The sequence below is a fragment of the Salinibacterium sp. NK8237 genome (assembly GCF_015864955.1).
Lineage (GTDB): Bacteria > Actinomycetota > Actinomycetes > Actinomycetales > Microbacteriaceae > Rhodoglobus.
On the sequence record NZ_JADYWE010000001.1, the window covers coordinates 2,019,782 to 2,044,969 of the forward strand.

The window sequence follows — 25,188 nt, forward strand, 5'->3', positions numbered from 1 at the left end:
CACCAGCACTAACTGCTTCACCAGCATCAACCGCTTCACCTGCATCACTGCTCCACCGAAAATCCCGAATCACTACGAGTAAGGAACAGCACATGACACGCACATCAATGAAGTCGGCCGCTATCGCTGTCGCCGCAATCGGAGCGCTTACGCTCTCGGCTTGCAGCGCCGGCGACGAAGCCGTTGACGGTGAGATCGTAATCGGCGTCGCACTGCCCACCACCGGAGGCTCAGCCGTTCTCGGTGAGCCGATGTCGCAGGGCATCGAGATGGCCGTTGCAGAAATTAACGCGGCTGGAGGCATCAACGGTTCAACAGTTCGAGTCGTGCAAGAAGACACCGGTGCGGATGACGCCTCAGCCTTGAACGCCTTCAACCGTATTACCGGTGAGAACCCGGCCGCCGTCATCGGATTCCCCGTCAGCACCCAGGGATTCGCTGTGATGACTCAGGTCGACCGCACCGCTATCCCCGTCATCATGGGTGGCACAAGTGCAACGCTCGCTCTCGGTAGCGAGTGGGCATTCGACATGACGTCGCACGATGGCATCACCTCGACCGCGGCGGCTCAGTTCGCTGCGGAAGATCTCGGCGTCACCAAGGTCGCCCTGCTCCGCGAAAGTGGCGAGCTCGGCACCGGTGCCTCTGAAGTGGTGTACGACGCCGCTGAAGAATTCGGATTCGAGATTGTCGACGAAGAAATCTTCCAGTCGGGCGATGTGGACCTCTCCACTCAGGCAAACAACCTGCGCAGCTCCGATGCCGAAATGCTCTTCGTCTACGGCCAGCAGGCTGACTACATCGTCGCAGCCAACGCGCTCGCCACTGCCGGAGTCGCACTGCCGACCTTCGTCGCCGGCGTTCAGCCAGGCACCTTCGCCCAGCTCAACTACGACGGATTTGAAACTATCTACAACCGCAACCAGTGCGTGCCCTCGGCCGCAACGGAAGGCGACCTGTTCGACTGGTCAGCCGCGTACGAAGAAGAATTCGGCGGAGCCCCGACAGAGTATGCAGCAATTGCATACGACGGAGCGAACCTGTTGTTCGACGCCATCGAGAATGCCGGGTCAACCGACGCTGAAGCAATTCAGACCGCTCTTCTTGAGTTGCCAGCATCGACCGGGATTTGCGGAACGCACTCAGGAAGCGAGAGCGGCCAGTTGTCGTTCAGCGCGACCATTGGGCACTACGAGGGTGACGCTTACGTAACTGACAAGTCAATCGACGTCGACCCTCGATGACTCACATCGTCATAACGGGAGGTGCGGCAGGGATCGGAATGTCCCTGGCGCACCGCCTGGCGGCGCGCGGCGAGCGTGTCTCAGTTCTCGACCGTGCCGAGAGTGACGCCCACCAGTGGTGGGCGGAACTACCGCAAAGTTCGAGAGGTGAATGGCACGTCGTCGACGTCGCTGACACCGCCGCCATGACGAAAGCGATCGAAAGCTCACACCGCTATGCAGCCATCGACGGACTGGCCACCTGCGCCGGCGTCGTCGACCAGAGCACCGTGCTGGATGTGGGAGTCGACACCTTCACTCGCACAATGGAAATCAACGTAGGGGGAACACTGATGGCGGCTCGCGCTGTTGCCCGCCTCCTCGTGGCGGAAGGCCGCCCCGGAAGTATGGTCACGCTCGCGTCCTCCGCCGGGCTCGGTTACGTCGCGGGGCTTGGAGCCGCGTACCACGCCTCGAAAGCGGCAGTGGTGGGAATCACCCGGTCGCTGGCTGGCGATCTGGCTCGCCACGGCATCCGTGTTAATTGTGTTGCCCCTGGTCTGGTGCGTACGCCGATGACTCGTCGTCAGCGCGAAAGCATTGGTGAGGAACTGCTTGCGGCGCGGGCACCAGCTGGGCGTTTGGCGGAACCAGAAGAGGTCGCTGCGGTGGCCGACTGGTTGCTGTCGCCCGCCGCCTCGTTCACGACCGGCCACATTCTTCCCGTCGACGGTGGGCAAACTTCCGTCTCCGTTCCTCCCATCGGAGGGCATCTCGTTTCTTCAATCGACACCCGAACTTCAGGAGCATTGTGAGCCACGTTCTCGTTACCGGTGGTGCCTCAGGCATCGGTGCCGCGACTGCGAAACATCTCGCAGCTCGGGGCACCCGGGTTTCGGTGCTCGATCGCACCGAACCTGATGCAGCGCTGTCGGCGTGGTGGCACGAGCTTGCACCAGAGGTGCGCGGCCAGTGGGTTGTTGTTGATGCCTCGGATGCCGAAGCTCTTGAACTTGCCGTTGATTCCATCGTTGGCGGTGGCGACGACGGCGTCGGCGGCGTCGACGGGCTCGTCACGAGTGCCGGAATTTCTGTCAAGGAACCCTTTCTAGAATCCTCGATCGCCGCGTGGAAAAGCACGCTCGATATCAATCTTCTTGGCACGGCCATCGCTGCCCGCAGTGTTGCGCGTGGGCTTGTCAGCGCCGGCCGTGGTGGCTCCATCGTCACCGTGTCTTCTACCGCGGGCTTCGGTTACGTGAACGGGCTCGGTGCTCACTACCACGCGTCGAAGGGCGCGATCGTTGCCCTCACGCAGGCGCTCGCCACCGAGCTTGGCCCGCACGGCATTCGCGTCAACGCCGTCGCCCCTGGGCTTATCGAGACTCCCATCACTGAGAAGATCCGCGCCACGTATGGCGAACGTGCTCTCACCGCATCGGTTCCGCAGCGTGCTCTTGGTGAGCCAGCGGAAGTCGCGCGAGCGATTGAGTTTTTGCTCTCGGCATCCGCCTCCATGATCACCGGTCACACTCTCCCCGTCGACGGCGGCCAACTCGCCGTCGCAGGTCATCCCGTTGGCGGTTTTGCCGACATCGTGACCGCACGAACTTCAGGCGCGGACCAACGCGTCGACTCCCCGCACAGCACCGAAAAGGAAGCACAGCTATGACAGTTGAAACGCAGCCCACCGTCATCATCGCGGGCATGGGGCCGGTAGGAATGACTGCCGCGCTCGCCCTGGCTCTGAAGGGCATTCCTGTCACGATTCTTGAAACCGGGGATGACCTCGCCACAGAATCGCGAGCGTCGACCTTTCACCCGCCAAGCTTGGAGATTCTCAAAGACTTGGGAGTCGTTGATGAGCTGATGGAGTCTGGACTCAAGGCTCCGGGCTTTCAGTACCGCGGCCACAACCGCGAGCTCATCGCGCACCTCGATATGGCGCTCCTCGAGAATGACACCGAGTTTCCGTTCAGAATTCAGAACGAGCAGGGCACGCTGACCCGCATCATCCGTCGTCATCTTGAGGAGATGCCCCACGTAACCCTGCGCTATGGCGCTCCCGTGGAACGCGTCGAGATGGGGCGCAACTGCGCCTACGTATTCCTTCCGGGGGATGGACGCGAGCCGAGCTACCGCGCCGACTGGCTGATCGGAACGGATGGCGCAGGCTCCGCCGTGCGGCAGTCCTTGGGCATCGCTTTTGAAGGTGTGACCTACCCCGAGCGCTTCCTGGTTGCATCGACCACGCACGACTTCTTGGATGACTTCGACGACCTTGCCTACGTTAGCTATGTCTATGACCCCGACGACTGGGGCGTGCTCTTGCGCACTCCGCAGCACTGGCGTGTTCTTTTTCCGATCGACGAAGATGAATCGGATGAAGCGGCGCAGCATCCTGACCGCATCGAGGAACGGTTGCAGGGCGTTATCGCTCTCGATGAGCCGTACCCGGTAGCCCACAGCACTATCTATAAGGTGCATCAGCGGCTCGCGGCGACATTCGGTCAGGGGCGAGTCTTGCTCGCGGGCGATGCTGCGCACATCAACAACCCGCTCGGCGGCATGGGCATGAACAGCGGAATCCACGACGCCCACGCCGCGGTTGAGGCGATTTCGTTCGCGCTTGCTGGCGGGGACCCGACGCAAGCGGTCGAGACCTACGCCCGCGTTCGCTACGACGCTGCCGCTGTCGATGTTCAAAAGAACACGCAGAAGAATTACGAAGAGATGCGTCAGCAAGACGACAAGGAGCGCTCGGAACGCAAGAACGAGATGGCTGACATTGCGGCTGATCCGGTGCGCGCCCGTGAGTACTTGCTCGGCACCTCGATGATCTCGTCCTTCGAGAAGTCGAGCCGCCGGATGCGCGACGGTCTCGCTCAGGCCAACGAAACATCCCCTCCTGTTCCCTCTCTCCAGCTCGACGCAAGGACAGCATCATGACCAGCATTACTTCGCCCCGCGCCCAGTTCGGGCTCATCCTCCCGTCAACCAACACGGTCGTCGAGGCCGAATTCAACTGGATGCGCGTTGACGGCGTCTCGTGGCACACGGGTCGCATCTACATCCCCGACCCAGAGCTCGACGACGACGCGTCGTTCGTTGCGTTCTTGGAGAGCCTGCGGACCGAGATTGGGGTTGCCGTGCGCAACGTCGTCACCGCCAAGGTCGACTCGCTCGTAATGGGCATGAGTGCCGAAACATTCTGGGGCGGCAAGGATGGCGCGGCGGAGTTCGCGCGCTGGATGGGCGAGCTCTCTGACGGTCTCGACGTGACCACCGGCGCGATGGCCTGCACGATGGCGCTCGACGTTTATGGCGCCAAGAAGATCGGCGTCATCACGCCGTATCAGCCGGTTGGCGACGCTCAAGTGAGGGACTTCTTCGAGCAGATTGGTTACGAAGTTCACGATGTGCACGGGCTCAAGTGCGATTCTGCAACGTCGATCGGCGATGTGACTCCCGAGGAGATCAAGGCCGCGTTCCGGGCCGTTGATGCTCCGGATGTCGATGTGATTATCCAAGCGGGCACGAACCTCCCCGCCGCGAGGGTCGCTGCCGAGATGGAACAAGAACTCGGCAAACCTGTCATCGCGATCAACACCGCGACCGTGTGGGCGGCCTATCGCACCAACGGAATCATGGACAAACTCGACGGCTTCGGTTCGCTTTTCTCCGAACATTGATCACCCCTGCACTGCTACGGAAGGACACACTCATGGTCACCCACATCGGACTCCTCACCCTGAAGGAAGGCACCACCGACGAGAGCCGCGAGGCTATCGGGCAGGGACTGCTCGGGCTTCTTGGTCAGATCAACGGCCTCACGCGCGTGCAGATCGGCAACGATCTCGGCCTCAAAGAGGGAAATGGCAATGTCATCTTTCTGCTCACGTTCGAATCAGAAGAAGCGTGGCGAGCGTATGGCGCGCATCCCGCCCACAAAGCGGTGATCGCTGAGGCGATTGCGCCGGTGATCGCTTCGACCGCGTTCGTGCAGATTGATGGGTATCGCGAGGCCCAGTTGTGAGTGACGCGGCCGATTACGAGGATGCCGGACTTCAGGGGCGCTTGACCCCGGGCACTAGCCCGGCGCTCATCATCGTTGACCCGTGTGAGGCCTACACGAATCCGGAATGTCCGCTGTATGCCGGCGTCGAAGATGTCGCGGTGCAGATGCGCGAGTTGCGTGCTGCGGCGACGGCGGCAGGAGTGCCGGTCATCATCACTCGCGTGCTGCATGAGCCGAATGGGCGCGATGGGGGTGTCTTCGTTCAGAAGGTTCCCGCCCTCAAGTGGTTTGAACCCGGCAGTCCGTTCAGTGGCTACATTGAGGGGCTCGCCCCGGGCCAGGGCGATATTGAAATCGTGAAGCAGTACCCGAGTGCCTTCGCGGGCACGTCGTTGGCGGCAACGCTCGCGGCGCTGCGCATTGACACTCTCGTGATCACCGGACTCACAACGAGTGGGTGCATCCGTGCCACCGCTACGGACTGCATGCAGTCGGGGTTCATCCCGATCGTCGTGGATGGTGCGGTCGGCGATCGCCTGCCGGGCCCGCACGAGGCAAACCTCTTCGATATTCAGGCGAAGATCGGCGAAGTTGTTTCTGTCGATGCCGCGCGTGCGATTCTGGGCGGCGCCGCGCGATGAGCACGATCGTGATTGCTGGCGGCGCAGGTGAAGTGGGCCGTGCGCTCGCGCAGTCCTATGCTGCCGACGGTTTTCACGTGCACGTTGTCGACAAATCGGCGGCGGCCACCGAGATTGCCACAGCTGTGGGTGGCACCGCGCATATTGTGGATGCCGCCGACCCTGCGATCGCGGAGACACTCTCCGAGATTCCGGCGGTCGATGTGCTCATCAACGCGATTGGCGTCTGGCCAACGATGTCGCTCGACGAGCTAACTCCCCAAGCGTGGAAAACCTCCATGGGGATCAACCTCGACTCCGGCTACTTCGCGGTGTGGGGGTGCCGCGAGGCGCTGCGCGCAAGCAAGGGGTCGATCGTGAACATCACCTCTGCGATTGCGCTGAAGGGGCATCCACGCATGATTCAGTACGCGGCGGCGAAAGCCGGCGTGATCGGGATGACCCGTTCGCTGGCCCTAGCCTTGGGTCCAGACGGTGTGCGCGTGAACGCGGTTGCCCCCGGACTTATTGCCACCGAACGCAACGAGAGTCTCTGGACCGAGAGCGAGCGCGCGAAGTTTCGCGACGCCCGAGCGCTTCCGATCGATCTGACAGTTGAGGATGCGGTCGCTGCCGTGCGCTTCTTGGCATCGCCAGCGGCGCGAGCTATCACCGGCCAGACGCTCGTCGTCGACGGCGGCTCAGTGTTGCACTGATGAGAGTGTCAGTGGCGATCTTCGAGCAGTCGCGAGATTTCGGCTGCACCCTCGACAACGAGGTCTCGAATGGCGCGACGCTTCTTCTCGTCGTTGCGGTAGATCGGCGCAGCACAACCGAGGGCTCCGATGGTTTCGCCTCGAACACGGATGGCGGCAGAGATGCCCCAGATTCCCTCGTCGACCTCTTCGAAGCTTTCGGTCCAGCCAGTCTGGCGGACGGTATCAAGGGCTTCTTCGGTGAGGTGACCGTTGCTGCGCACGGAAGGATCGAGCTGCCCGATGTAGGCCTCGCGCTCGTCTTTGGGCATGCCTGCCAGAAGTACGCGGGCGAGGGAGCCGGTGTGCAGCGTCATTGCTTGACCTGGTTCAAATTGCAGCCGAACCGGCTTGCGGGATTCAACGCGGTCGACAGTAAAGACCCGCCAGCCGCCGCGGCGGGCAACGAGCACGGTCTCATCGATTTCATCACGCAGACGGTTGAGCACCGGGCCGGCGGCCTCGGCCAGGGGAAGGCCAGCCGCAGTCGCTGCTCCGGCGAGGGAGGCGGCGCGGTCGGTCACGCGATACGCGTTTCCCGGTGCGGCATCGACGAGGCCCACTTCGCGAAGCAGCGCGATGTAGCGGTAGACCATGGAGCTGCTCATGCTCAATTGGGTCGAAAGCTCAGCGACAGTCCACAGCGGTTTGTTGGGGTTGAAACTCAGCAGCACCGACAGCAAGCGGCGGCCACTTTCGGCTCCCGTGACGCGCGCGCTGGTGGTGGAATTCGTGTTCGTCGGCATCCCTCGATATTACCATTATGCAAAACAATAATTCGCACTATATGAGAAGCGAGGATTAATGTTGTACTCCGACGTGACACCCAAATCAAAGCGCCGCCGTCTTCGAAAGAGCCTCGACGCTGGTGGGCTCAGCATCATGCCCGGAGCTTTCAACGCCCTGAGCGCTCAACTCATCCAACAGGCTGGTGCCGACGGTGTCTATATCTCTGGCCACATGATTGCTGCGGATCTCGGCTTGCCCGACATCGGTCTCACCACCGCCACCGAGGTTGCGCAGCGGGCGCATCAGATCGCCCGCATGGTCGGCATTCCCTCGATCGTGGATGCCGACACCGGCTTCGGCGAACCAGCGAATGCGGCCCGCACGATTCAATCACTCGAGGATGCCGGAGTTGCCGGGTGCCACATCGAGGACCAGATCAACCCCAAACGGTGCGGCCACTCGGCCGGGATCGAGGTTGTAGACGAGGAGGCCAGCATCCGCCGCATCCGTGCCGCCGTCGCCGGCCGTCGTCGTAAGGACTTCGTGATCATTGCGCGCACCGATGCCCGTGCCGCGATCGGGTTGGATGCCGCTATCGAGCGCGCCAACGCCTTTGTCGCTGCTGGCGCCGACGTCGTGTTCCCCGAGGCGCTTCGAGGGCCAGACGAGTACGCGCGCTTTCGGCAGGCGATCGACGTGCCCCTCATGCTCAATCTCAATGAGTTCGGCGGACGGCCGCCCCTCACACAGACCGAAGCGCGCGACCTTGGTTACCAGCTCGCCGTGTACCCGATGACGCTCATGCGTCTAGCAATGGGTGCGACTGCCCGGGGGCTGCGCCACATTCTTGACGAAGGCTCTCAAACCGGCGTGATGGATGACATGCAGACGAAAGACGAACTGTACGACACGCTCGACTACGAGGGTTACGCTCGTTTCGATCAGAGCATTCTCGGCGCGTAGCCGCGAGCGGAAGCGGCCGCGGGCGACGGCTAACTACCGCGAGCGCGGCAAGTAGCGCTTGGGCGAGAACGCTGTCGTCACGAGACGCCGCAAGCTCTCCAGCGAGCCCTCGACAAAGCCTTGAGCCCGCGCCTGAACGAGCACGTTGCCAATCGCCGTGGCTTCCACGGGGCCGGCGAGCACCGGCATTCCACTGCGGTCCGCGATCAGCTGGCAGAGCAACTCGTTCTGCGAGCCACCGCCGACGATATGGATGACCGACACCGACTTTCCGGAGAGGTCTGAGGCCGTGTGAACGGCATCCACGAAAGCAACGCTGAGGCTTTCGATGATGCTGCGCACAAACTCGACGCGCGACTGGGGCGGAGCAACATCGTGTTCGGTGCACCAGGCGGCGATGCGTTCGGGCATGCCGTCGGGCGCGAGAAAACTTGGGTCGTTCGCGTCGAAGATCGGCGCTGCCGTGGTGAGAGCGGATGCCGCAGCCAGCAGGTCGAGAAGGTCGACGCCGGCGTCATCCTTCTGCCAGTCGCGCACGCACTCGCTCAGCAACCACAGGCCCATGACGTTGTGCAGGTAGCGCACCCGCCCGTCGACGCCGCCCTCGTTGGTGAAGTTGGCGGCACGGCTGGCCTCGGTGAGCACGGGGGAGTTCAGCTCGACGCCGACGAGCCCCCACGTGCCGCAGGAGATATACGCGAAGTCGTCGTTCGTTGCCGGAACCGCGACGACAGCGGATGCCGTGTCGTGCGATCCAACAGCGACCACGTCGGCACGAATGCCGAGCTCGTCGCGCACCGGCCCGAGGTGGGTGCCAGGGGTAACCAGCTCGGGGAAGAGGCTGCGGGAGAATCCGAGTTTCTCGATGAGCGCGTCATCCCACTGGCCGGTCGCAATGTTGAGCAGTCCCGTGGTCGATGCATTGGTCTGTTCGGCAACCTGACGCCCGGTCAACCAGTAGTTGATGAGGTCGGGCACGAGCAGGAAGCCGTCCGCGTCGGCAAGGTTCTGCTCAGTCGCGAATTGGTAGAGCGTATTAAAGGGAAGAAACTGGAGCCCGTTCGACGCATACAGCTCAGCGTGATCGGCAATCGCGTGCACCCGCTCCACGCCGGCCGCGGTGCGGTCGTCGCGGTAATGGAACGGGGGCGCAACCATCTGCCCGCCCGCCATCAAAGCGTAGTCGACCGCCCACGAGTCAACGCCGATGCTCGACAACTGCGGCTCTTCACGAACCGCAGCCGCCAAACCGGCGAGAACGCTCGAGTAGAGCGCATCAATGTCCCAGTGCAAGCCATCGGCGCGGCGAACTGGCCCGTTGGGAAAACGTGCCACGGGACGAACCGTGAGCTCGTTGTGACCCACGTGGCCGAGCATGACTCGGCCACTGGTCGCCCCCAGATCGACCGCGGCGACAACTTTCGCGTTCATCGGAGGAAGGCCGCCGCAACGCCGGCATCAACGGGAATGTGAAGACCGGTGGTGTGGCTGAGGTCGGGGCCCGTGAGTACCGACACCGCGTTCGCCACGTTCTCGGGCAGAACCTCACGCTTGAGGATCGTGCGCTGGGCGTAGAACTTGCCCAAGTCTTCTTCTTCAACGCCGTAGGTCTTGGCGCGGTTGGCGCCCCAGCCTGCCGCAAAGATTCCCGAACCGCGCACAACGCCATCGGGGTTGATGCCGTTGACCTTCACGCCGTGCTCGCCCAGCTCGACCGCGAGCAGTCGCACCTGGTGAGCCTGGTCAGCCTTCGTGGCCGAGTAGGCAATATTGTTGGGGCCAGCGAAGACCGAGTTCTTCGACGAGATGTAAATGACGTCGCCGCCCATGGCCTGCTCGATGAGCACCGGCGCGGTGGCCTTCGACACCAAGAACGAACCCTTGGCCATGATGTCGTGCTGGAAGTCCCAATCCTGCTCGGTGGTCTCCAGCAGGGGCTTCGAGAGCGAAACGCCCGCATTGTTTACAACGATGTCGATGCCACCGAAGGCGAGTACGGCATCCTGCACCATGCGCTCGATTGCAGCAGCGTCAGTCACGTTGACCTTGAGCCCGATCGCGACATCCGTGTTGCCAATTTCAGCGGCAGCGGCCTGAGCCTTCTCGAGGTCGAGGTCAGCAATAACGACGCAGGCGCCGTCCGCTGCCAGACGAGTAGCGATGGCCTTGCCGATGCCGGATGCTGCGCCAGTCACGAGAGCGACGCGCGTCGCGTGCGACTTGGGCTTCGGCATCCGCTGCAGTTTGGCTTCTTCGAGTGCCCAGTATTCGATGTTGAACTTCTCGGCATCGCTGATGGGAGCGTAGGTGGAAAGGGCTTCGGCGCCGCGCATCACGTTGATGGCGTTGACGTAGAACTCGCCTGCGACGCGGGCGGTCTGCTTGTTGGCGCCGTAGCTGAACATTCCGACACCGGGAACGAGAACGATGAGCGGGTCAGCGCCGCGGATCTCGGGGGAGTCGTCGGTGGCGTGCTTGTCGTAGTACGTGGTGTAGTCCTTGCGGTACTCCTCGTGGAGTTCCTTCAGGCGCTCGATGCTCTTCTCGATCGAGGCGTTCGCAGGCAGGTCGAGCAGCAGCGGCTTTACCTTGGTGCGCAAGAAGTGGTCGGGGCAGCTCGTGCCGAGAGCCGCAAGCTTCGGGGCGTTAGCGGAAGCCAGGAAGTCGAGAACGACGTCGGCGTCGGTGAAGTGACCGACCATGGGGCGATCGTGGCTAGCGATGCCGCGGATGGTGGCGGCGAGGGCAGCGGCCTTGGTGCGACGTTCCTCTTCGGGCAACGCGGCGTTCTTGGCGACGGTGCGACCGAACGGGGCCTTCTTGCCCTTGGCGGCGATGTACTCTTCGGCAGTCTTAATGATCCAGAGGCTGTTCGCTTCGGCCTCATCGCTCGTGTCGCCCCACGCGGTGATGCCGTGGCCGCCGAGGATGCAGCCGATGGCCTTCGGGTTCTTGGCCTTGATCTCGGCAATGTCGAGTCCGAGCTGGAAGCCAGGGCGACGCCAGTCAACCCAGACAACCTTGTCGCCAAAAGCCTTCTTGGTGAGCTTCTTGCCGTCCTTGGCGGTCGCAATGGCGATACCGGAGTCGGGGTGCAAGTGGTCGACGTGCGCGGCATCGACGAGGCCGTGCATGGCGGTGTCGATGGATGGCGCGGCGCCACCCTTGCCGTGAAGCGTGTAGTCGAACGCGGCAACCATTTCGTCTTCGCGGTCGATGCCCGGGTAGACGTTCGTCATCGAACGCAGGCGGTCGAGGCGCAGCACGGCGAGGCCGGCTTCCTTTAGGGTGCCGAGGTCTCCGCCGGAGCCCTTCACCCACATCAGCTCGATGGGCTCGCCGGTAACGGGATCCGTTTCGGTGCCCTTTGCCGACGTGTTGCCGCCGGCGTAGTTGGTGACGCGCGGATCGGAACCGAGGCGGTTCGAGCGTGCGATGAGTTCAGCTGCAGTGGGGTTTGTCATGAGAGGTCCTTGTCGTCAGAGGCGAGATTGAGCGGGGAGAGGATGAATTCGTGTCTAAACCGCGAGGCTTAGGCACCCCATCCAGCCTGAACGCCACCGACGCGGTCTTCCGCGATCTTCTGCTGGTAACCAGAGGCCGCATAGGCGGCCATCGGGTCGGCAGGAAGGCCGCGCGACTCGCGCCAAGCGGCGAGGTCAGCACGTACGTCGGTGTAGAAGGCATCCATCATGATGGCGTTAGCGCCGAGAACGTCGCCCGCCTCTTGAGCTGCGGTGAGAGCATCCGAGTCGACGAGCAGTGCACGCGCCGTCATCTCTTGCACGTTGAGTACCGAGCGCATCTGACCGGGAATCTTGTCTTCGACGTTGTGGCACTGGTCGAGCATGAAAGCCACTCCGCTGTCGACGCCATAGCCGCCACCGCGCACAACTTCGTAGAGGATGCGGAACAGCTGGAACGGGTCCGCTGCGCCCACAATGAGGTCGTCATCGGCGTAGAAGCGCGAGTTGAAGTCGAACGAACCCAGCTTGCCGAGGCGCAGTAGCTGCATCACGATGAACTCAATGTTGGTGCCGGGAGCGTGGTGGCCGGTGTCGAGGCACACAAGGGCGCGCTCGCCGAGGGCCGCTACTTGGGCGTAGCTGGTTCCCCAGTCCGGAACATCCATGTGGTAAAAAGCGGGTTCGAAGAACTTGTACTCGAGCACCATGCGCTGTTCTTGCCCGAGGCGGGCGTAGATCTTCTCTAGCGAGTCTGCAAGACGATCCTGGCGACCGCGGATGTCGGCCTGGCCGGGGTAGTTGGAGCCGTCAGCGAGCCAAATCTTGAGGTCGCGAGACCCTGCCTGGTCCATGACGTCGATGCACTCGAAGTGGTGATCGATGGCCTTCTGGCGAATCGTGGGGTCGACGTTGGTAAGCGAGCCGAACTTGTAGTCGTCCTCTTGGAACGTGTTCGAGTTCACCGTTCCGAGGTCAACGCCGTGGTCTTGCGCGAAGGAGCGCAGGGCGCTGTAGTCGTCGACCTTGTCCCAGGGGATGTGGAGGGCGACGGTCGGAGACAGTGCCGTGTACTTGTTGACCTGGGCGGCATCCGCGATCTTCTCTTCCGGAGTGCGGGGAGTGCCGGGGGTTCCGAAGACTTTGAATCGAGTGCCGGAGTTTCCGAAGGCCCATGAGGGGAGTTCGATGGCCTGCTCTTCGAGGCGGGCTGCGATTGAGCTGAAGCTGGTCACTGCTGGTCCTTTGTTCTTGCGAAGCGATGACGGGCACACTCAGGCAGTGAGTGGCTGTGTCTCACTCATCAACTCTTCATTGAATCGTTTTAACTGTTCGGATCGAGAATAAGGTCTTCTGTGGGTTTTCGTCAAGGTGGCGAGATTCCGTGCCACTATTGAACGATTCAAAAAACGAGTCAGCGATGCGGCTGAGGAAGCGGGATTGCATGAGCGGGGTCAGTGTCAAGGATGTCGCCCGGCACGCGGGAGTGTCTGTCGGCACCGTCTCCAATGTGATGAATCACCCCGCGAAAGTTGCACCGGCCACGGTCACGAAAGTTCAGCAGGCGATTGAAGAGCTCGGCTTCGTTCGCAACGACGCCGCCCGCCAGCTGCGGGACGGCCACAGCAAAACCATCGGCCTCGTCGTTCTCGACGTGCGCAACCCGTTCTTCACGGATGTCGCCCGCGGCGCAGAAACCCGGGCCAGCCAAGAAGGCCTTTCGGTCATCCTCGGCAACAGTGACGAAGACCCGGCACGCGAACAGGCCTATCTCGAACTCTTTGAACAGCAGCGCTCTCATGGTGTGCTGATCTCGCCGATTGGTGACATCAGCGTGCGCCTCAGGGCGTTGCGGGCGCGCGGCATCCCCGCGGTGCTCGTCGACCGGGCAAGTCCCGATCGAACCTTTAGTTCAGTCACAGTGGATGACGTAGCCGGTGGGCGCCTGGCGGTCGAGCACTTGATCGCCGAGGGGCGCACGCGCATTGTGTTTGTCGGCGGGCCGCTCTCGATTCGCCAAGTCGCAGACAGACTCGAAGGGGCGCAACTCGCAGCGCAGGCACAGGCGGGGGTTTCGCTAGAGGTTGTCACCCTCGACTCGCTCAGCGTCATCGCCGGGCGCAAGGCCGGCACAGCCATTGCGGCACGTTCTGAACTGCCCGATGCCATCTTTGCGGCGAACGACTTGGTCGCCATGGGAGTGCTGCAGGCGCTCATGCTTCAGGGCTCAAACGTTCGAGTTCCCGAGGACATCGCGCTCATTGGCTATGACGACATCGATTTCGCCTCGGCAGCGGTCGTCCCGTTGTCGTCGATCCGTCAGCCGGCTGGTTTGATCGGGCATACTGCGCTTGAGATCCTGCTTGAAGAGGTCGCTGACCCTGAGGCCGCGCCCCGCCACGTCGAGTTTCAACCGGAACTCGTCGTGCGTCGCTCTACTTCGGCCAGCGCCGTCGATGCGGTCTAGCGAGCGGCAGCGAGCTGGTCTTCGAGGTTGAAGACCTCGGGGAGCGTCATCGCTGCCTGATCTGGTCGACCGTCGAGGGAAACAAAGAATTCGGCCATCTCGGCCTCCCACTCGGCGGCGACCTCGCTGCGATCGAGGTACTGCTGCGATGCTTCCACTGAGTCGGTTTCGTAGTAGCCGATGAGCATTCCGTCTGGCCGAACGAAGAGCGAGTAGTTGCGGCGTCCGGATGCGGCGATGACCTCGAGCATTCGCGGCCAGACCGCAGTGTGGCGCTCGAGATACTCGTCGAGGCGTTCTGGCCGGACCTGCAATTGGAAGCACACGCGAGTCATTTCGCTCCTGAGTTAAGTGGTTGGGGTCGGGTGGTGCGGTCGGAATGGCAGCAGTTTGCACGTTTCTGGTCACAGAGTATGCCCAATTCGAGGGCTGGACTTGACGGGGACCATAATCGCCACCTATCGTTTCTGAACAGCAGTGAATCGTTTCACTTAAGCTCATCAATTACAACGAGGTAGACAACGATGTCGATAAACACGACACCAGGCGCACCGACGCTTGAGCTCTCACACATCGCCAAGACTTTTGGTTCTGTGGTCGCGCTGACCGACGGCACCCTCGCGCTGCACCCCGGTTCGATTCACGCTCTCGTTGGCGAGAACGGCGCGGGCAAGTCCACTCTCGTGAAAATCATCGCTGGTCTCTACCAGCGCGATGGTGGCGACTTCACCCTCGAAGGTGCGACCGTCGACTTCAGCTCAACCGCGCAGTCCAAGAGCGCCGGTATCGCCGTTATCTACCAAGAGCCAACGCTCTTTCCTGATCTCTCGGTCACCGAAAACATCTTCATGGGCCGCCAGCCCGTCAAATCACTCGGGCGCATCGATCGCAAGAAGATGCACACCGAGGCCCTTGGCCTCTTCGAACGACTTGGCGTGCGCATCGATCCCGATCGCCCGACTCAGGGCCTTTCCATCGCCGACCAGCAAATCATCGAGATCGCTAAGGCTATTTCGCTCGATGCCAAGGTGCTCGTGATGGATGAACCAACCGCGGCCCTCAGCGGCGTCGAGGTTGAACGGCTCTTCGCCGTTGCCCGCAGCCTGCGCGACGAAGGCCGCGCGCTGCTCTTCATCTCGCATCGCTTCGAGGAAGTTTTCGACCTGTGCGACACGGTTACGGTCATGCGCGACGGTGCCTACATCTCTACAAGCCCCATCTCAGACACCACGGTTGATGAAATTGTTCATCAAATGGTCGGCCGAGACGTGGAGTCGCTGTTTCCAAAAATCGATGCGCCCATTGGCGACGAAGTCCTTGTAGTGGAAGGTCTCACCGAACCTGGCGAATTCCACGACATCAGCTTCTCGGTTCGCTCCGGCGAGATCGTCGCGCTGGCTGGGCTCGTCGGCGCTGGCCGCAGTGAGATCGCGCGAGCCATCTTCGGGGTTGACCCGTATAAGACGGGTACCGTCACGATCAACGGTGTGCGGATTCCGAAACGCAATCCGGCAGCGGCCATGAACCTCGGGCTCGCTTTGGTGCCGGAGGACCGTCGTCGCCAAGGGCTCGTTCTCGAATCATCCGTTGCGAAGAATGCAACGCTCGCTATTCGTTCGGCCCTCGCCAAGTTCGGGTTCATCACGAGCGCTGTCGAAAACGCGAGTGCCCGCACGTGGGCCCAAAAACTTGAAGTGAAGACCTCGGCGCTCGACACCGAAGTCGGAACCCTCAGTGGGGGAAACCAGCAGAAGGTGGTGCTCGCCAAGTGGCTTGCCACCAACCCGAGCTTGCTCATTGTCGATGAACCGACTCGTGGAATTGACGTCGGTACGAAAGCCGAAGTGCACCGCTTGCTTTCAGAGCTTGCGGTTGAAGGCCTCGCGATCATCATGATCTCCAGCGAATTGCCCGAAGTGTTGGGCATGGCCGACCGAGTTCTTGTCGTGCACGAAGGCCGCATCACAGCAGAAATTGATCGAGCGGATGCCACGGCCGAGTCCGTCATGTTCGCCGCAACCCACGCGGAGGTGGCCTCATGAGAGTCCTCAGCAAACTGATCAAAGCGCGCGAGACTGGAATCATGATCGCGCTCGTGCTCGTCGTTGTTGTCGCGACCGCGCGGAACCCTACGTTCCTCTTTAGTCCCGACGGCTTCCGCGACCTACTCCTGACGCCGTCGATCCTGCTGCTGCTCGCAGTCGGTCAGGCGATTGTCATCATCACGCGCAGCGTCGACCTGTCGGTTGGTTCAGTGTTGGGGCTCACCGCGTACCTGACCGGTCGCCTTTTTATCGACCTTCCCGGCATCCCGATCATTGCCGTCTTTCTGATCGGAATCGTATTCGGCGGGCTCCTCGGGCTGATCAATGGTGCGCTCGTTGCTTTCGCCAAGGTTCCGGCGCTCGTCATTACTCTGGGAACGCTATATGCCTACCGCGGCATCAACGTGTTGTGGACCGGCAGCGACCGCATCAACGGCTCTGACCTTCCCACGGCATTCTTGAGCCTCGGCACGAGTTCGCTGTTCGGAATTCCCTGGCTCACCATCATTGCTCTCGTCGTGCTGGTGGCAGCCGGATGGTTCCTGCGCACGCAGCGCGCCGGCCGCGAGCTGTACGCCATCGGCTCCGATCCTGAAGCCGCGAACCTCTATGGGCTCAAGGTCACGCAGCGCGTTCTCGTTGCCTTCATTTTCTCGGGAGCTCTTGCCGGTCTCGCCGGTGTTCTCTACGCCGCCCGCTACGGAACAGTGAGTTCCCAAGCCGGCGTGAACCTCGAACTGCAGGCTGTCGGCGCTGCCGTTATCGGTGGTGTCGCCATCTTCGGTGGTAGCGGAACGGTCTGGGGCGCCGCAATTGGTGCGTTCCTCTTGCTCACCATCAACCGGGCGCTGCCGATCCTGGGGGTTCAGGACTTCTGGCAGCGGGCCGTGGTTGGCGTGCTCATCATCGGAGCGATCGTGCTTGACCGCGTCCTCGCGCTTCGACAATCTCGCAAACTACTGGAAATGAGGGACGAGTCATGACCGGCACGATAGCGGCACGCACGTACCGCGACTACTCTCAGCCCCTCTGGCGCCGCCTCCTCATTTCGCGTGAGGCCGCCGTCATCGCCGCCCTTGCGGCCGTGATCATTGTGTCGATGATTTCGGTGCGTGCCTTCGCGCAGCCGATCACCATCACCTACCTGTTCCTCGACATTGCGCCCATCCTGTTGATCGCCCTCCCGATGACGCTCGTCATCATCACGGGTGAGATCGACCTCTCGGTTGCCAGCATCGTGGGGCTCTCGAGTGTCACCGTCGGCGTACTGCACCAGAACGGGATGCCGATTCCGGCTGCTGCGCTTGTGGCACTGCTCGTGGGACTCATCGCCGGTGCTATCAACGGCGCGCTCATCACCATGGTCGGTTTGCCCTCACTCGCCGTCACGATCGGCACGCTCGCGCTCTATCGCGGACTGGCTGTTGGGCTCCTGGGCACGACCGCGGTAACCGAATTCAACAAGTTCTGGACTGATCTCGCGAAGTCGAAGATCGGTGACACCGCCATCCCGAGTGTGGTGATCTTGATTGTGGTGCTGGCGCTCGTGTTCGGCATCCTGCTTCACTTCACGACTTTCGGCCGCGGAGTCTTCGCGATCGGGCTCAGCCCAGAAGCCGCTCGCTTCTCGGGCGTGAACGTCGAACGCACCAAGTTCATCCTCTTCATGCTGAGCGGTGTCGTGTCAGCGCTCGCTGGCATCTACTACACCCTGCGATTTGGCAGCGCTCGTGGCGACAACGCGACGGGCCTTGAGCTCTCGGTTATCGCCGCCGTGCTTCTCGGCGGGGTTTCGATCTTCGGTGGCCGTGGTGCTCTTCCCGGTGTACTCGCCGGTGTGCTGCTCATCGGAACCCTCGCGAGTGCACTCCGGCTCGCCAACGTCACCTCTGACGTCATCAACGTCATCACAGGAACGCTGCTTATCGCGTCTGTGGTGGGAACAAGCTTCTTGGCCTGGGTGCGCAGCAAGCGCGCTCGTCCCGGAGGAACCAAGGGAACTTCACCGACCGCGACCGGCTGAATTTCTTGCACCAGTGTCGGTGTCACAGTCATCGACTCACATCCCCAAAAGGAGAACGACGATGTTTAACTCTTCAAAGCGCGCCGGAGCATTCGCTGCACTCGCAGTGAGCTTCGCGCTCGTGGCTACCGGTTGTGCTGCAACCGGTGGCGACAGCGACGGCGATGGCGACCTGTCCATCACCTTCCTGCCCAAGAACCTCGGAAACGCTTACTTCGATACGTCGGATGCCGGTGGCGAAGAAGCCATCGCCGAGTTCGGCGGAACCTACGCCGAAGTTGGCCCCGCCACGGGAAGCCCCGACGGACAGGTCAGCTACATCAACACGCTTACCCAGCAGGGTGTTGGAGCGATTGCTCTCTCGGCAAACGACCCCTCGGCTCTGTGCGACGCCATCGGCGAGGCACGGGATGCTGGCGTGAAGGTCGTCACGTTCGATGCTGACACCAGCGCTGACTGCCGCGACCTCTTCATCAACCAGGCCGACTCCGAAGGAATCGCTAAGGTTCAGGTTGACCTGATCGCTGAGCAGATCGGTGACGCGGGACAGATCGCTATCCTTTCGGCTACCGCCAACGCCACGAACCAGAACGCGTGGATCGAACTCATGAAGACTGAGCTCGCCGCCAACCACCCCGACATCGAACTCGTTGAGGTCGTTTACGGTGACGACGACGACCAGACGTCCTTCGACAAGACTGCAGCACTGCTGCAGACCTACCCGGAGCTCAAGGGCATCGTTTCGCCCACGACAGTCGGAATCTCCGCTGCAGCACGCTACCTGCAGGACTCCTCGTTCAAGGGTGAAGTTCAGCTGACCGGTCTCGGAACCCCGAACCAGATGCGTGACTTCGTCAACGACGGTACCGTCACGGCATTCGCTCTCTGGAATCCAGGTGACCTCGGTTACCTCGCTGCTTACGGTGCCAAGGCACTGATCGAGGGCGACATCACCGGTGCAGAAGGCGACGAGTTCGACGCTGGCAAGCTCGGAAGCTACACGGTTGGTGCTGATGGCGTCGTGCTCTTGGGCGACCCGTACACCTTCAACATCGACAACATCGCGGACTTCGACTTCTAAGTCCTCCGCAACGAACGAATGGCCCACCGGTTGAGAAACCGGTGGGCCATTCGTATCTCTGAGGGCTAGTTTCTGAGCGCCTAGCGCCCGTCAATCACCACGTTAGCGAGGGGTTCGCCGGCGACGAGACGACGCGTTTGGTCTCGCATCACGGCATCCACTCGGGCGTGCATGGCTGAGGTTGCTCCGCCGATGTGCGGGGTGATCGTCACGCCGGGCGTCGACCAGAGCGGGTGGTCGCTTGGCAGCGGTTCGGGGTCGGTCACGTCGAGTGCTGCCCGAACGTGGCCAGCGGATGCCGCAGCCACGAGCGCGTCGGTGTCGACGATCTTGCCGCGAGACACATTCACGAGCAGCGCGCCGGGCTTCATCGACTCCAGGAAGGCCGCGTCGACGAGTTTGGTCGTCTCGTCGCTGAGCGGCACGGCGATGACCGCGATGTCGGCTCGTCCAAGCAACGCGGGCAGGGCATCCATTGATTGGATGGCGCCGCGGGCGTCAGAGCGGTTGGTGCGAGCAACCCGCACCACGTTGGCGTCGAACGGTGCAAGCTTGTCGGCAATCTGGTTGCCGACGCCACCGGCTCCCACAATAACGACCGTCTTGCCGGCAACACCGGGCTGTTCGTGCTGGTCCCACGTGCCGGTCTGTTGGTTGGCGAAGTGTTGCGGAAAGCCGCGCTGCTCAGAGATGATCATGCCGACTGCGAGCTCGGCTGTGGAGGCTTCGTGCACACCGATGGCGTTGCAGTAGGTGATTCCGGCAGGCAGTCGGTCTTCGACGCCGTCGTAGCCGAGCGATTGCGACTGGAGGGCTGCGACATCCATGCCGGCAAAAGCTTTAAGCCCACCACTCGCGCCAAGGTACCCCAACAGTGCAAGGTGGATGTGAACCGGGGGAGCGCCATCGGCTGGGCCCCACACGATCACATTTGCTCCGGTGAGTTGCTGGGCAAGCCGGTCATGGATCTGCTGGGTGGGAAGAGCGATGGTGATCATGGCGCAGGTCTCCTGAGGGGGATAGCGGGCGGCGGTCATTCCAGCATGCCTTATAGATGGGTATTCAGCTTGTAACGCCCGGCCACTATGCTGGCGGCCACATCATCGGTTGAGGCGGGGAGGGGCATCATGGTGCGATGGCCCGTTCTTCCGCGCGAAAATGAGCGGGATGCTGTGCTCGCGGCCTTGCGTGGCCCTCGACCGCGTTCGGTCATGTTGCGCGGCCCGAGCGGCGTCGGCAAGACAACATTGGGCGCCCACATCTCGCACGCTCTGCGCGCCGACGGACGCACTGTGGTGCCGGTCATCGGTCTTGCTGAGCTCGTGGATGTTCCCCTCGGTGCGCTCGCGCCGGTTCTGGCCAGTGCGGGCAGAAACGATCTCGAAAGCGTGAGTGATCGGGTTCAGGCTCTCGTCGGGGTAGTCGGTGAGAACCCCCAGAAGTTCGTACTCGTGATCGACGACGCCCCACTTTTGGATGCCGTCTCCGCGAGCGTGCTCTATCAACTCGTGCGCGTCTTTGGCGTCACGACGCTGCTCACCGCCCGCGACTCCGACGATGTCTCTGGCCCGCTCGCCCGTCTACTGCACGAAAACCTCATCGACATTGTCGAGCTCGAAGGGTTGAGCCTCGAACACAGTCAGTCGATCCTCCAACAGTATTTGGGCGGAACACTGCGCCCCGAAAGCCTTCGCGCCCTGTTCGAGGCGAGCCGCGGCAACCCACTGATGCTGCGCGAACTGATCTTCGCGGCGGGGCGGGCTGGCGGCATCCGTACGGGCGATTTCGGTGTTGAGGTGTCGGTCGCAACCTTGCCCAAGCATGTTCGCGCGACGATTGCCGAGCGTGTTCAGCAGTTGGCTCCGACAGAGCGTCGCTTGGCTCAACTGATTGCGATCGCGCAGCCGATCCCGCGGGCGGCGATGCTGGCCGACGAGGCCGATGCGCTTGCCTTTCTTGCGAGCGATGGCATCGCAGAAGACACCGGCGACGAGGCAACCCCGCTTGTGCGACTCGCGCACCCGCTGTTCGCGGAGGCGCTTACGATCGACCTGCCGCAGGCCGAACGCACGGCGCTCGTGAAAGACATCGCGGGCCGGTTGATTCCGATGGGTGATCAGCAGCTGCGCTTCACTGCGACAGTGCTGCTCACCTCCACCGACGCGACGATGAGCAATGACGATCTGGATTGGGCAGCCAGCTATGCCCATGCGGCCGGCGACCATGCTGTTGCCGCTTCGCTCGCGGAACGCGCTCAGCTCACTGAGCGACGTTTCGCGCCCGAGCTGGTGCTGGCGAGTGCGCTCTCGGCTCTAGCCCAGTCCGACCGGGCCTCCGCAGTGTTCGAGTCGGCGATTAGCTTGGCGAACGACAACGAACAACGCGCCATGGCCCTCGCCCGCTGGGGGCAGCACATGGTTTATCGCCTCTCCCGTCCCTCCGATGCGGTCGACCGGGTGACGTGCGAATTGTCACGAATGGATGCTCGCGGCCAATCCGTGTTGCGGCCAGAGCTCGCCAAGTGGCAGCTCATGACCGGAGACGCTCACGCTCTCGCCGAGGTCGCCGACCCGGTAACTCCCGAGGGCGGGCTCGGCGCCGTGAACGCGGGACTTACCGCGGCGATGATCGCGACGATGGCGGGCAATCCCACCGACGCGTTTGCCGCCATTCTGCAGACCCGGCCTCTCGCCAACGCGTTCCGCTTCGAAGCGCCGTTCGCGAGTTCGCTTCTTGATCTCTCCGAGTTCTTAGCGCTCGTTGCGTCCGCTGAAATCGTGCGGGCTCGTGATTTTGCTACTCAGCGCCGCCTCGACAGGTTCGCAGATTCCGCTGGGGTGTGGTCATACGCTCTCGCCACTGTGCGCCTGCACGAAGGGCGACTGAGCGATGCCCAATCGCTTGCCACTCTGGCCGTTGAGCAGTTGAAGTGGCGCGACTTCACGGGGCTGCTTGGCACCGCGATCGCCTTGCACGCGGCCATCGACGCCCAACTAGGAGAGCCAGAAACAGCCAGAGAGTTGCTCTCTGAAATCACGCCAGAACATGCCGGCGACGCCAAAGTGATTCTGCAGCGCGCCGAGTGCGAAGCGTGGCTGCTCGCGGCAGAAGGGAACACCGAGCATGCGGCCGACGTGATCGTTGCCGCTGCAGCCGAGGGCATCATCCTCGGCCACTTCTTGCTGAGTGCCCTCACTCTCACGGTGGCGATTCGTGTCGGGCATCCCGCTGTCGCGCTCGAACAACTGCAACTGCTGACGCACCTCTCGCCTTCGCCACTGGTGGCCAGCATCCGTGAATGGGCAGAGGTATTAGCCGAAGCGGATGTCGCCCGCCTCTGTGAACTCGCCCCCGCTCTTGCCTCCTCGGGAGTGGCCGCGCTCGCGGTCGATGGTCTTCTCGAGGGTGCGCGCATCGCGGCCAAGGCCGACCGGCGCGAGTTGGAGCGCAAAGCAACGTTGCTCGCCCGCCGCCTCGCTGCTGACATGGATCAGGTGCCGGGGGAGTCGCACGCCGCCGAGCTCACTGAACGAGAGTGGACGATCGCTCGGGCTGCTGCTGGCCGCAAACGCAGTCGCGAAATTGGCGAGCAGCTCGGCTTGTCTGTGCGCACCGTTGACAACCATTTGGCTCGCATCTATCGCAAGCTGGGGGTCAAGGGTCGGGTTGAGCTTGAAGAGGTTCTCGCCGAGCTGTAGCTGTAGCTGCGGCGAGAACGCGGCGGGTCGTTATCCCTCGTTTGCAGACACGATCATGTTCACGATTGTGCCGTCTTCTTCGGTCGTGCCCCACGAGTACTGAATGATCCAGTTGTCGTTCTGCAGACCGTAGAGAAAGCCCTCGTCGCCGAGAGAGATTTCGGACACCATTTCAAAGCCGCTGGAAACGAGCTCGTCGTAGCCGGCTTGCGCGCCCGCTTCATCCCCGACGCTAATGGTGGCGCTGTAGCCATCATCGATGCCGAGCGAGAAGAGAATGTCGCCGTCTGGCGCGGGCACTTCTGCTGGCCACGACTTCGGCAGCGAGCCGCCCGTGCCGTCGCCCGCAACATCCACGTCGACGCCGGTGGCACCCTCAATCGCGTTCTCAACAGTGTTCTCGACCAGGTTGTCGGTGAAGTCCTTGATGGGGTTACCGAAGCAGCCGGAGAGTGAGACCGTGAGGCCAGCTGCGATGGCGAGGGCAATGGTGCTTTTCAGCGCGCGCTGTGAAGTGATCATGCGCCAAGTAAACCGCTCGCCACGGCGCGAGCGCGTGAGTAATAACTACCTATCTCTGAGGCGCAAGCTCAGAAACCGGGAGGTAACGTTGAGCCATGCCACTTACAGGAGAGTACGAACCCAGCACGTCAGAGTGGGCCCGCAACCAGGCCGACGTTTTTGAGAACAGCAACGGCCACGAGGGCAACCTCATGCGCGGGATGCCGATCATCGTGCTGACAACGGTGGGTGCTAAATCTGGCAAGCTGCGCAAGACCGCGCTCATGCGAGTGGAACACGACGGCAACTATGCCGTTGTTGCCTCGCTGGGTGGGGCGCCGAAGCATCCGGTCTGGTACTACAACATCGTCGCTCAGCCGCACGTTGAGCTGCACGATGTGGGGGTCAAGGGCGACTTTATGGCCCGCGAGGTAACCGGTGACGAGAAGGCTCTCTGGTGGGAGCGTTCGGTCGCTGCCTACCCCGATTATGCGGACTACCAGGCCAAGACCGAGCGCGAGATTCCGGTCTTCGTGTTGGAGCCGATCAGCGCCTAAGTGCGCCGTCGGGACCGAGCGAACGGTCGGGTCACAGCGCCCGGCCGATCATAAGTCCGAGCGCTGCCACCATCACGGCGACAGCAAGCATGCCGAAGGAGTTCGCAATCGCGAGCCACACCCGGTTTTCTTGCAAGAGCCGCACAGTCTGAAAGCTTGTCGTGCTGAAGGCCGTAAAGCCGCCGACCATCCCGACTCCGGCATACAGGCCGAGTTCTACGGGCACAAAGTGACCGGCGGTCATCCCGGTGATCAGGCCGAACAGGAATGATCCGGTGATGTTGATAATCGACATCGCTACCGGATAGTTGGTGCGGATGCGGCGGTGCACGAACGCGTTCACAGCCAGTCGCAGAGCGGCGCCGAGCCCGCCCGCGACGGTGATGAAGAGCGCCCCGATGATCATCGGACCAACCGTTCGTGTTGGCGCACGATGCGGAACCAGCTCTTCGACGTAAAGACGCCAAGCCATACCGCTCCCGCTCCGGCGATGAGGGTCGCGCTGCCGTAGGCAACAGCGAGCAGCACGTGGTGGCGTTCCGAGACGATCACGATGTCGACCGCAAGCTGCGCGTAGCTCGTCAGGGCGCCCAAGAATCCGACGGCGGTGAGCAGGCGGATCACGCGCATCCGCCTAGATTCTTGACGTTCGGCCAGACTCTGCAGCAGCAGCCCGAGCAGAAAGGGCCCAACGACATTGACGATCACGGTGCCGAGAGACAGCGTCTCCCAGATCGGAGTAGTCTGCGCGATGATAAATCGCACCGCAGCACCAAGCCCACCACCGAGAGCGGCGAGTGCAAGATGACGGGGGCGGATGCGGATCATCTCCGGCATCCCCACAACGGTGCGAGTGATCTCGATGTCGCTGTTCATCGGCAGCCGGGCCCGCAGGCGCCGTCTCCAGCGCGGGAAATACCACGGCCGTCGGAGGGGTGCGCGAAGTTCGTCGGCGTCGGACTGCGTGCGGTCAGCCTGCGTCCGGTCGTCCGGGGCGTGGGGCACGGGGAAGTCTCCGGTCGTTGCTGTGGTTGTTGTTAAGAA

The 25,188-nt window shown here is 62.4% G+C and carries 25 protein-coding genes; 16 read left to right on the forward strand and 9 right to left on the reverse strand.

Annotated features, from left to right (window positions below):
• Nucleotides 1-92 precede the first annotated feature (92 nt).
• The 8 genes from I6E56_RS09755 to I6E56_RS09790 are packed head-to-tail and all read left to right on the forward strand — an operon-like array spanning nt 93 to nt 6,577.
• Complete coding sequence (locus I6E56_RS09755) at nt 93-1,244, forward strand: ABC transporter substrate-binding protein (protein ID WP_197137695.1); 1,152 nt, start codon at nt 93-95, stop codon at nt 1,242-1,244.
• Entirely contained in the window at nt 1,241-2,038 is a 798-nt protein-coding gene (locus tag I6E56_RS09760) for an SDR family NAD(P)-dependent oxidoreductase (RefSeq protein ID WP_197137696.1), read from the forward strand. Before I6E56_RS09755 ends, I6E56_RS09760 begins: the two co-directional genes overlap by 4 nt.
• Nucleotides 2,035-2,895: an SDR family NAD(P)-dependent oxidoreductase gene (locus I6E56_RS09765; RefSeq protein ID WP_197137697.1), complete on the forward strand. Its 861-nt coding sequence runs from the start codon at nt 2,035-2,037 to the stop codon at nt 2,893-2,895. The genes I6E56_RS09760 and I6E56_RS09765 overlap by 4 nt, the downstream gene beginning before the upstream one ends.
• Entirely contained in the window at nt 2,892-4,172 is a 1,281-nt protein-coding gene (locus I6E56_RS09770; protein WP_197137698.1) for an NAD(P)/FAD-dependent oxidoreductase, read from the forward strand. Before I6E56_RS09765 ends, I6E56_RS09770 begins: the two co-directional genes overlap by 4 nt.
• The gene (locus tag I6E56_RS09775) at nt 4,169-4,915 is read left to right on the forward strand and encodes an aspartate/glutamate racemase family protein (protein ID WP_197137699.1); all 747 of its coding nucleotides are present in this window, start codon (nt 4,169-4,171) and stop codon (nt 4,913-4,915) included. The genes I6E56_RS09770 and I6E56_RS09775 overlap by 4 nt, the downstream gene beginning before the upstream one ends.
• Nucleotides 4,916-4,947: 32 nt before the next feature.
• A complete protein-coding gene (locus tag I6E56_RS09780) occupies nt 4,948-5,259 on the forward strand; it encodes a Dabb family protein (RefSeq protein WP_197137707.1) in 312 nt (103 codons plus the stop codon).
• Nucleotides 5,256-5,882, forward strand: coding sequence for an isochorismatase family protein (locus I6E56_RS09785; protein ID WP_197137709.1), 627 nt, complete (start codon nt 5,256-5,258; stop codon nt 5,880-5,882). Before I6E56_RS09780 ends, I6E56_RS09785 begins: the two co-directional genes overlap by 4 nt.
• Nucleotides 5,879-6,577 (forward strand): SDR family NAD(P)-dependent oxidoreductase, encoded by a 699-nt coding sequence (locus I6E56_RS09790; protein WP_197137711.1) that lies wholly within the window; start codon nt 5,879-5,881, stop codon nt 6,575-6,577. Before I6E56_RS09785 ends, I6E56_RS09790 begins: the two co-directional genes overlap by 4 nt.
• A gap of 8 nt (nt 6,578-6,585) precedes the next feature.
• Here the strand turns inward: I6E56_RS09790 and I6E56_RS09795 are convergent, their stop codons facing one another.
• A complete protein-coding gene (locus I6E56_RS09795; RefSeq protein ID WP_197137713.1) occupies nt 6,586-7,362 on the reverse strand; it encodes an IclR family transcriptional regulator in 777 nt (258 codons plus the stop codon).
• 58 nt (nt 7,363-7,420) lie between these two features.
• On the opposite strand from I6E56_RS09795, the gene I6E56_RS09800 reads away from it, so the two are divergent.
• Nucleotides 7,421-8,308: an oxaloacetate decarboxylase gene (locus I6E56_RS09800; protein WP_197137715.1), complete on the forward strand. Its 888-nt coding sequence runs from the start codon at nt 7,421-7,423 to the stop codon at nt 8,306-8,308.
• 33 nt (nt 8,309-8,341) lie between these two features.
• Here the strand turns inward: I6E56_RS09800 and I6E56_RS09805 are convergent, their stop codons facing one another.
• The 3 genes from I6E56_RS09805 to rhaI all read right to left on the reverse strand — a co-directional run bounded on the left by I6E56_RS09805 (nt 8,342) and on the right by rhaI (nt 13,007).
• The gene (locus I6E56_RS09805) at nt 8,342-9,739 is read right to left on the reverse strand and encodes a rhamnulokinase family protein (protein ID WP_197137716.1); all 1,398 of its coding nucleotides are present in this window, start codon (nt 9,737-9,739) and stop codon (nt 8,342-8,344) included.
• On the reverse strand, nt 9,736-11,772 hold the full coding sequence (locus I6E56_RS09810; protein ID WP_197137718.1) for a bifunctional aldolase/short-chain dehydrogenase: 2,037 nt from the start codon (nt 11,770-11,772) through the stop codon (nt 9,736-9,738). Before I6E56_RS09810 ends, I6E56_RS09805 begins: the two co-directional genes overlap by 4 nt.
• A 68-nt stretch (nt 11,773-11,840) precedes the next feature.
• Nucleotides 11,841-13,007, reverse strand: a complete 1,167-nt coding sequence (rhaI, locus tag I6E56_RS09815; protein WP_197137719.1) for an L-rhamnose isomerase — start codon at nt 13,005-13,007, stop codon at nt 11,841-11,843.
• A gap of 209 nt (nt 13,008-13,216) precedes the next feature.
• Here rhaI and I6E56_RS09820 point away from each other — a divergent pair, with 209 nt between their 5' ends.
• Entirely contained in the window at nt 13,217-14,239 is a 1,023-nt protein-coding gene (locus I6E56_RS09820) for a LacI family DNA-binding transcriptional regulator (RefSeq protein WP_197137721.1), read from the forward strand.
• Here the strand turns inward: I6E56_RS09820 and I6E56_RS09825 are convergent.
• Nucleotides 14,236-14,574 carry an L-rhamnose mutarotase gene (locus tag I6E56_RS09825; RefSeq protein ID WP_197137723.1) on the reverse strand — a complete coding sequence of 113 codons (339 nt, stop codon included), beginning with the start codon at nt 14,572-14,574 and terminating at the stop codon, nt 14,236-14,238. The two genes, I6E56_RS09820 and I6E56_RS09825, sit on opposite strands and share 4 nt — an antisense overlap.
• Before the next feature lie 189 nt (nt 14,575-14,763).
• Here I6E56_RS09825 and I6E56_RS09830 point away from each other — a divergent pair, with 189 nt between their 5' ends.
• From I6E56_RS09830 to rhaS, 4 genes are all read left to right on the forward strand, one after another.
• The gene (locus I6E56_RS09830) at nt 14,764-16,281 is read left to right on the forward strand and encodes a sugar ABC transporter ATP-binding protein (protein WP_197137725.1); all 1,518 of its coding nucleotides are present in this window, start codon (nt 14,764-14,766) and stop codon (nt 16,279-16,281) included.
• Complete coding sequence (locus tag I6E56_RS09835; RefSeq protein ID WP_197137727.1) at nt 16,278-17,267, forward strand: ABC transporter permease; 990 nt, start codon at nt 16,278-16,280, stop codon at nt 17,265-17,267. Before I6E56_RS09830 ends, I6E56_RS09835 begins: the two co-directional genes overlap by 4 nt.
• Nucleotides 17,264-18,307 carry an ABC transporter permease gene (locus I6E56_RS09840; RefSeq protein ID WP_197137729.1) on the forward strand — a complete coding sequence of 348 codons (1,044 nt, stop codon included), beginning with the start codon at nt 17,264-17,266 and terminating at the stop codon, nt 18,305-18,307. Before I6E56_RS09835 ends, I6E56_RS09840 begins: the two co-directional genes overlap by 4 nt.
• Before the next feature lie 61 nt (nt 18,308-18,368).
• A complete protein-coding gene (gene rhaS, locus I6E56_RS09845; protein ID WP_197137731.1) occupies nt 18,369-19,388 on the forward strand; it encodes a rhamnose ABC transporter substrate-binding protein in 1,020 nt (339 codons plus the stop codon).
• Nucleotides 19,389-19,468: 80 nt separating this feature from the next.
• Here the strand turns inward: rhaS and I6E56_RS09850 are convergent, their stop codons facing one another.
• Nucleotides 19,469-20,425 carry an NAD(P)-dependent oxidoreductase gene (locus tag I6E56_RS09850; protein WP_197137733.1) on the reverse strand — a complete coding sequence of 319 codons (957 nt, stop codon included), beginning with the start codon at nt 20,423-20,425 and terminating at the stop codon, nt 19,469-19,471.
• A 90-nt stretch (nt 20,426-20,515) separates the two neighbouring features.
• On the opposite strand from I6E56_RS09850, the gene I6E56_RS09855 reads away from it, so the two are divergent.
• Nucleotides 20,516-23,086, forward strand: coding sequence for a LuxR C-terminal-related transcriptional regulator (locus tag I6E56_RS09855; protein ID WP_197137734.1), 2,571 nt, complete (start codon nt 20,516-20,518; stop codon nt 23,084-23,086).
• A 30-nt stretch (nt 23,087-23,116) separates the two neighbouring features.
• Here the strand turns inward: I6E56_RS09855 and I6E56_RS09860 are convergent, their stop codons facing one another.
• Nucleotides 23,117-23,608 carry a hypothetical protein gene (locus tag I6E56_RS09860; protein ID WP_197137735.1) on the reverse strand — a complete coding sequence of 164 codons (492 nt, stop codon included), beginning with the start codon at nt 23,606-23,608 and terminating at the stop codon, nt 23,117-23,119.
• A 95-nt stretch (nt 23,609-23,703) separates the two neighbouring features.
• On the opposite strand from I6E56_RS09860, the gene I6E56_RS09865 reads away from it, so the two are divergent.
• Entirely contained in the window at nt 23,704-24,144 is a 441-nt protein-coding gene (locus I6E56_RS09865; protein ID WP_197137738.1) for a nitroreductase family deazaflavin-dependent oxidoreductase, read from the forward strand.
• A 31-nt stretch (nt 24,145-24,175) separates the two neighbouring features.
• Here I6E56_RS09865 and I6E56_RS09870 read toward each other — a convergent pair whose 3' ends face one another.
• Nucleotides 24,176-24,550, reverse strand: a complete 375-nt coding sequence (locus tag I6E56_RS09870) for a CrcB family protein (protein WP_197137740.1) — start codon at nt 24,548-24,550, stop codon at nt 24,176-24,178.
• Nucleotides 24,547-25,149: a CrcB family protein gene (locus I6E56_RS09875; protein WP_197137742.1), complete on the reverse strand. Its 603-nt coding sequence runs from the start codon at nt 25,147-25,149 to the stop codon at nt 24,547-24,549. The genes I6E56_RS09870 and I6E56_RS09875 overlap by 4 nt, the downstream gene beginning before the upstream one ends.
• Between the last annotated feature and the right edge of the window lie 39 nt (nt 25,150-25,188).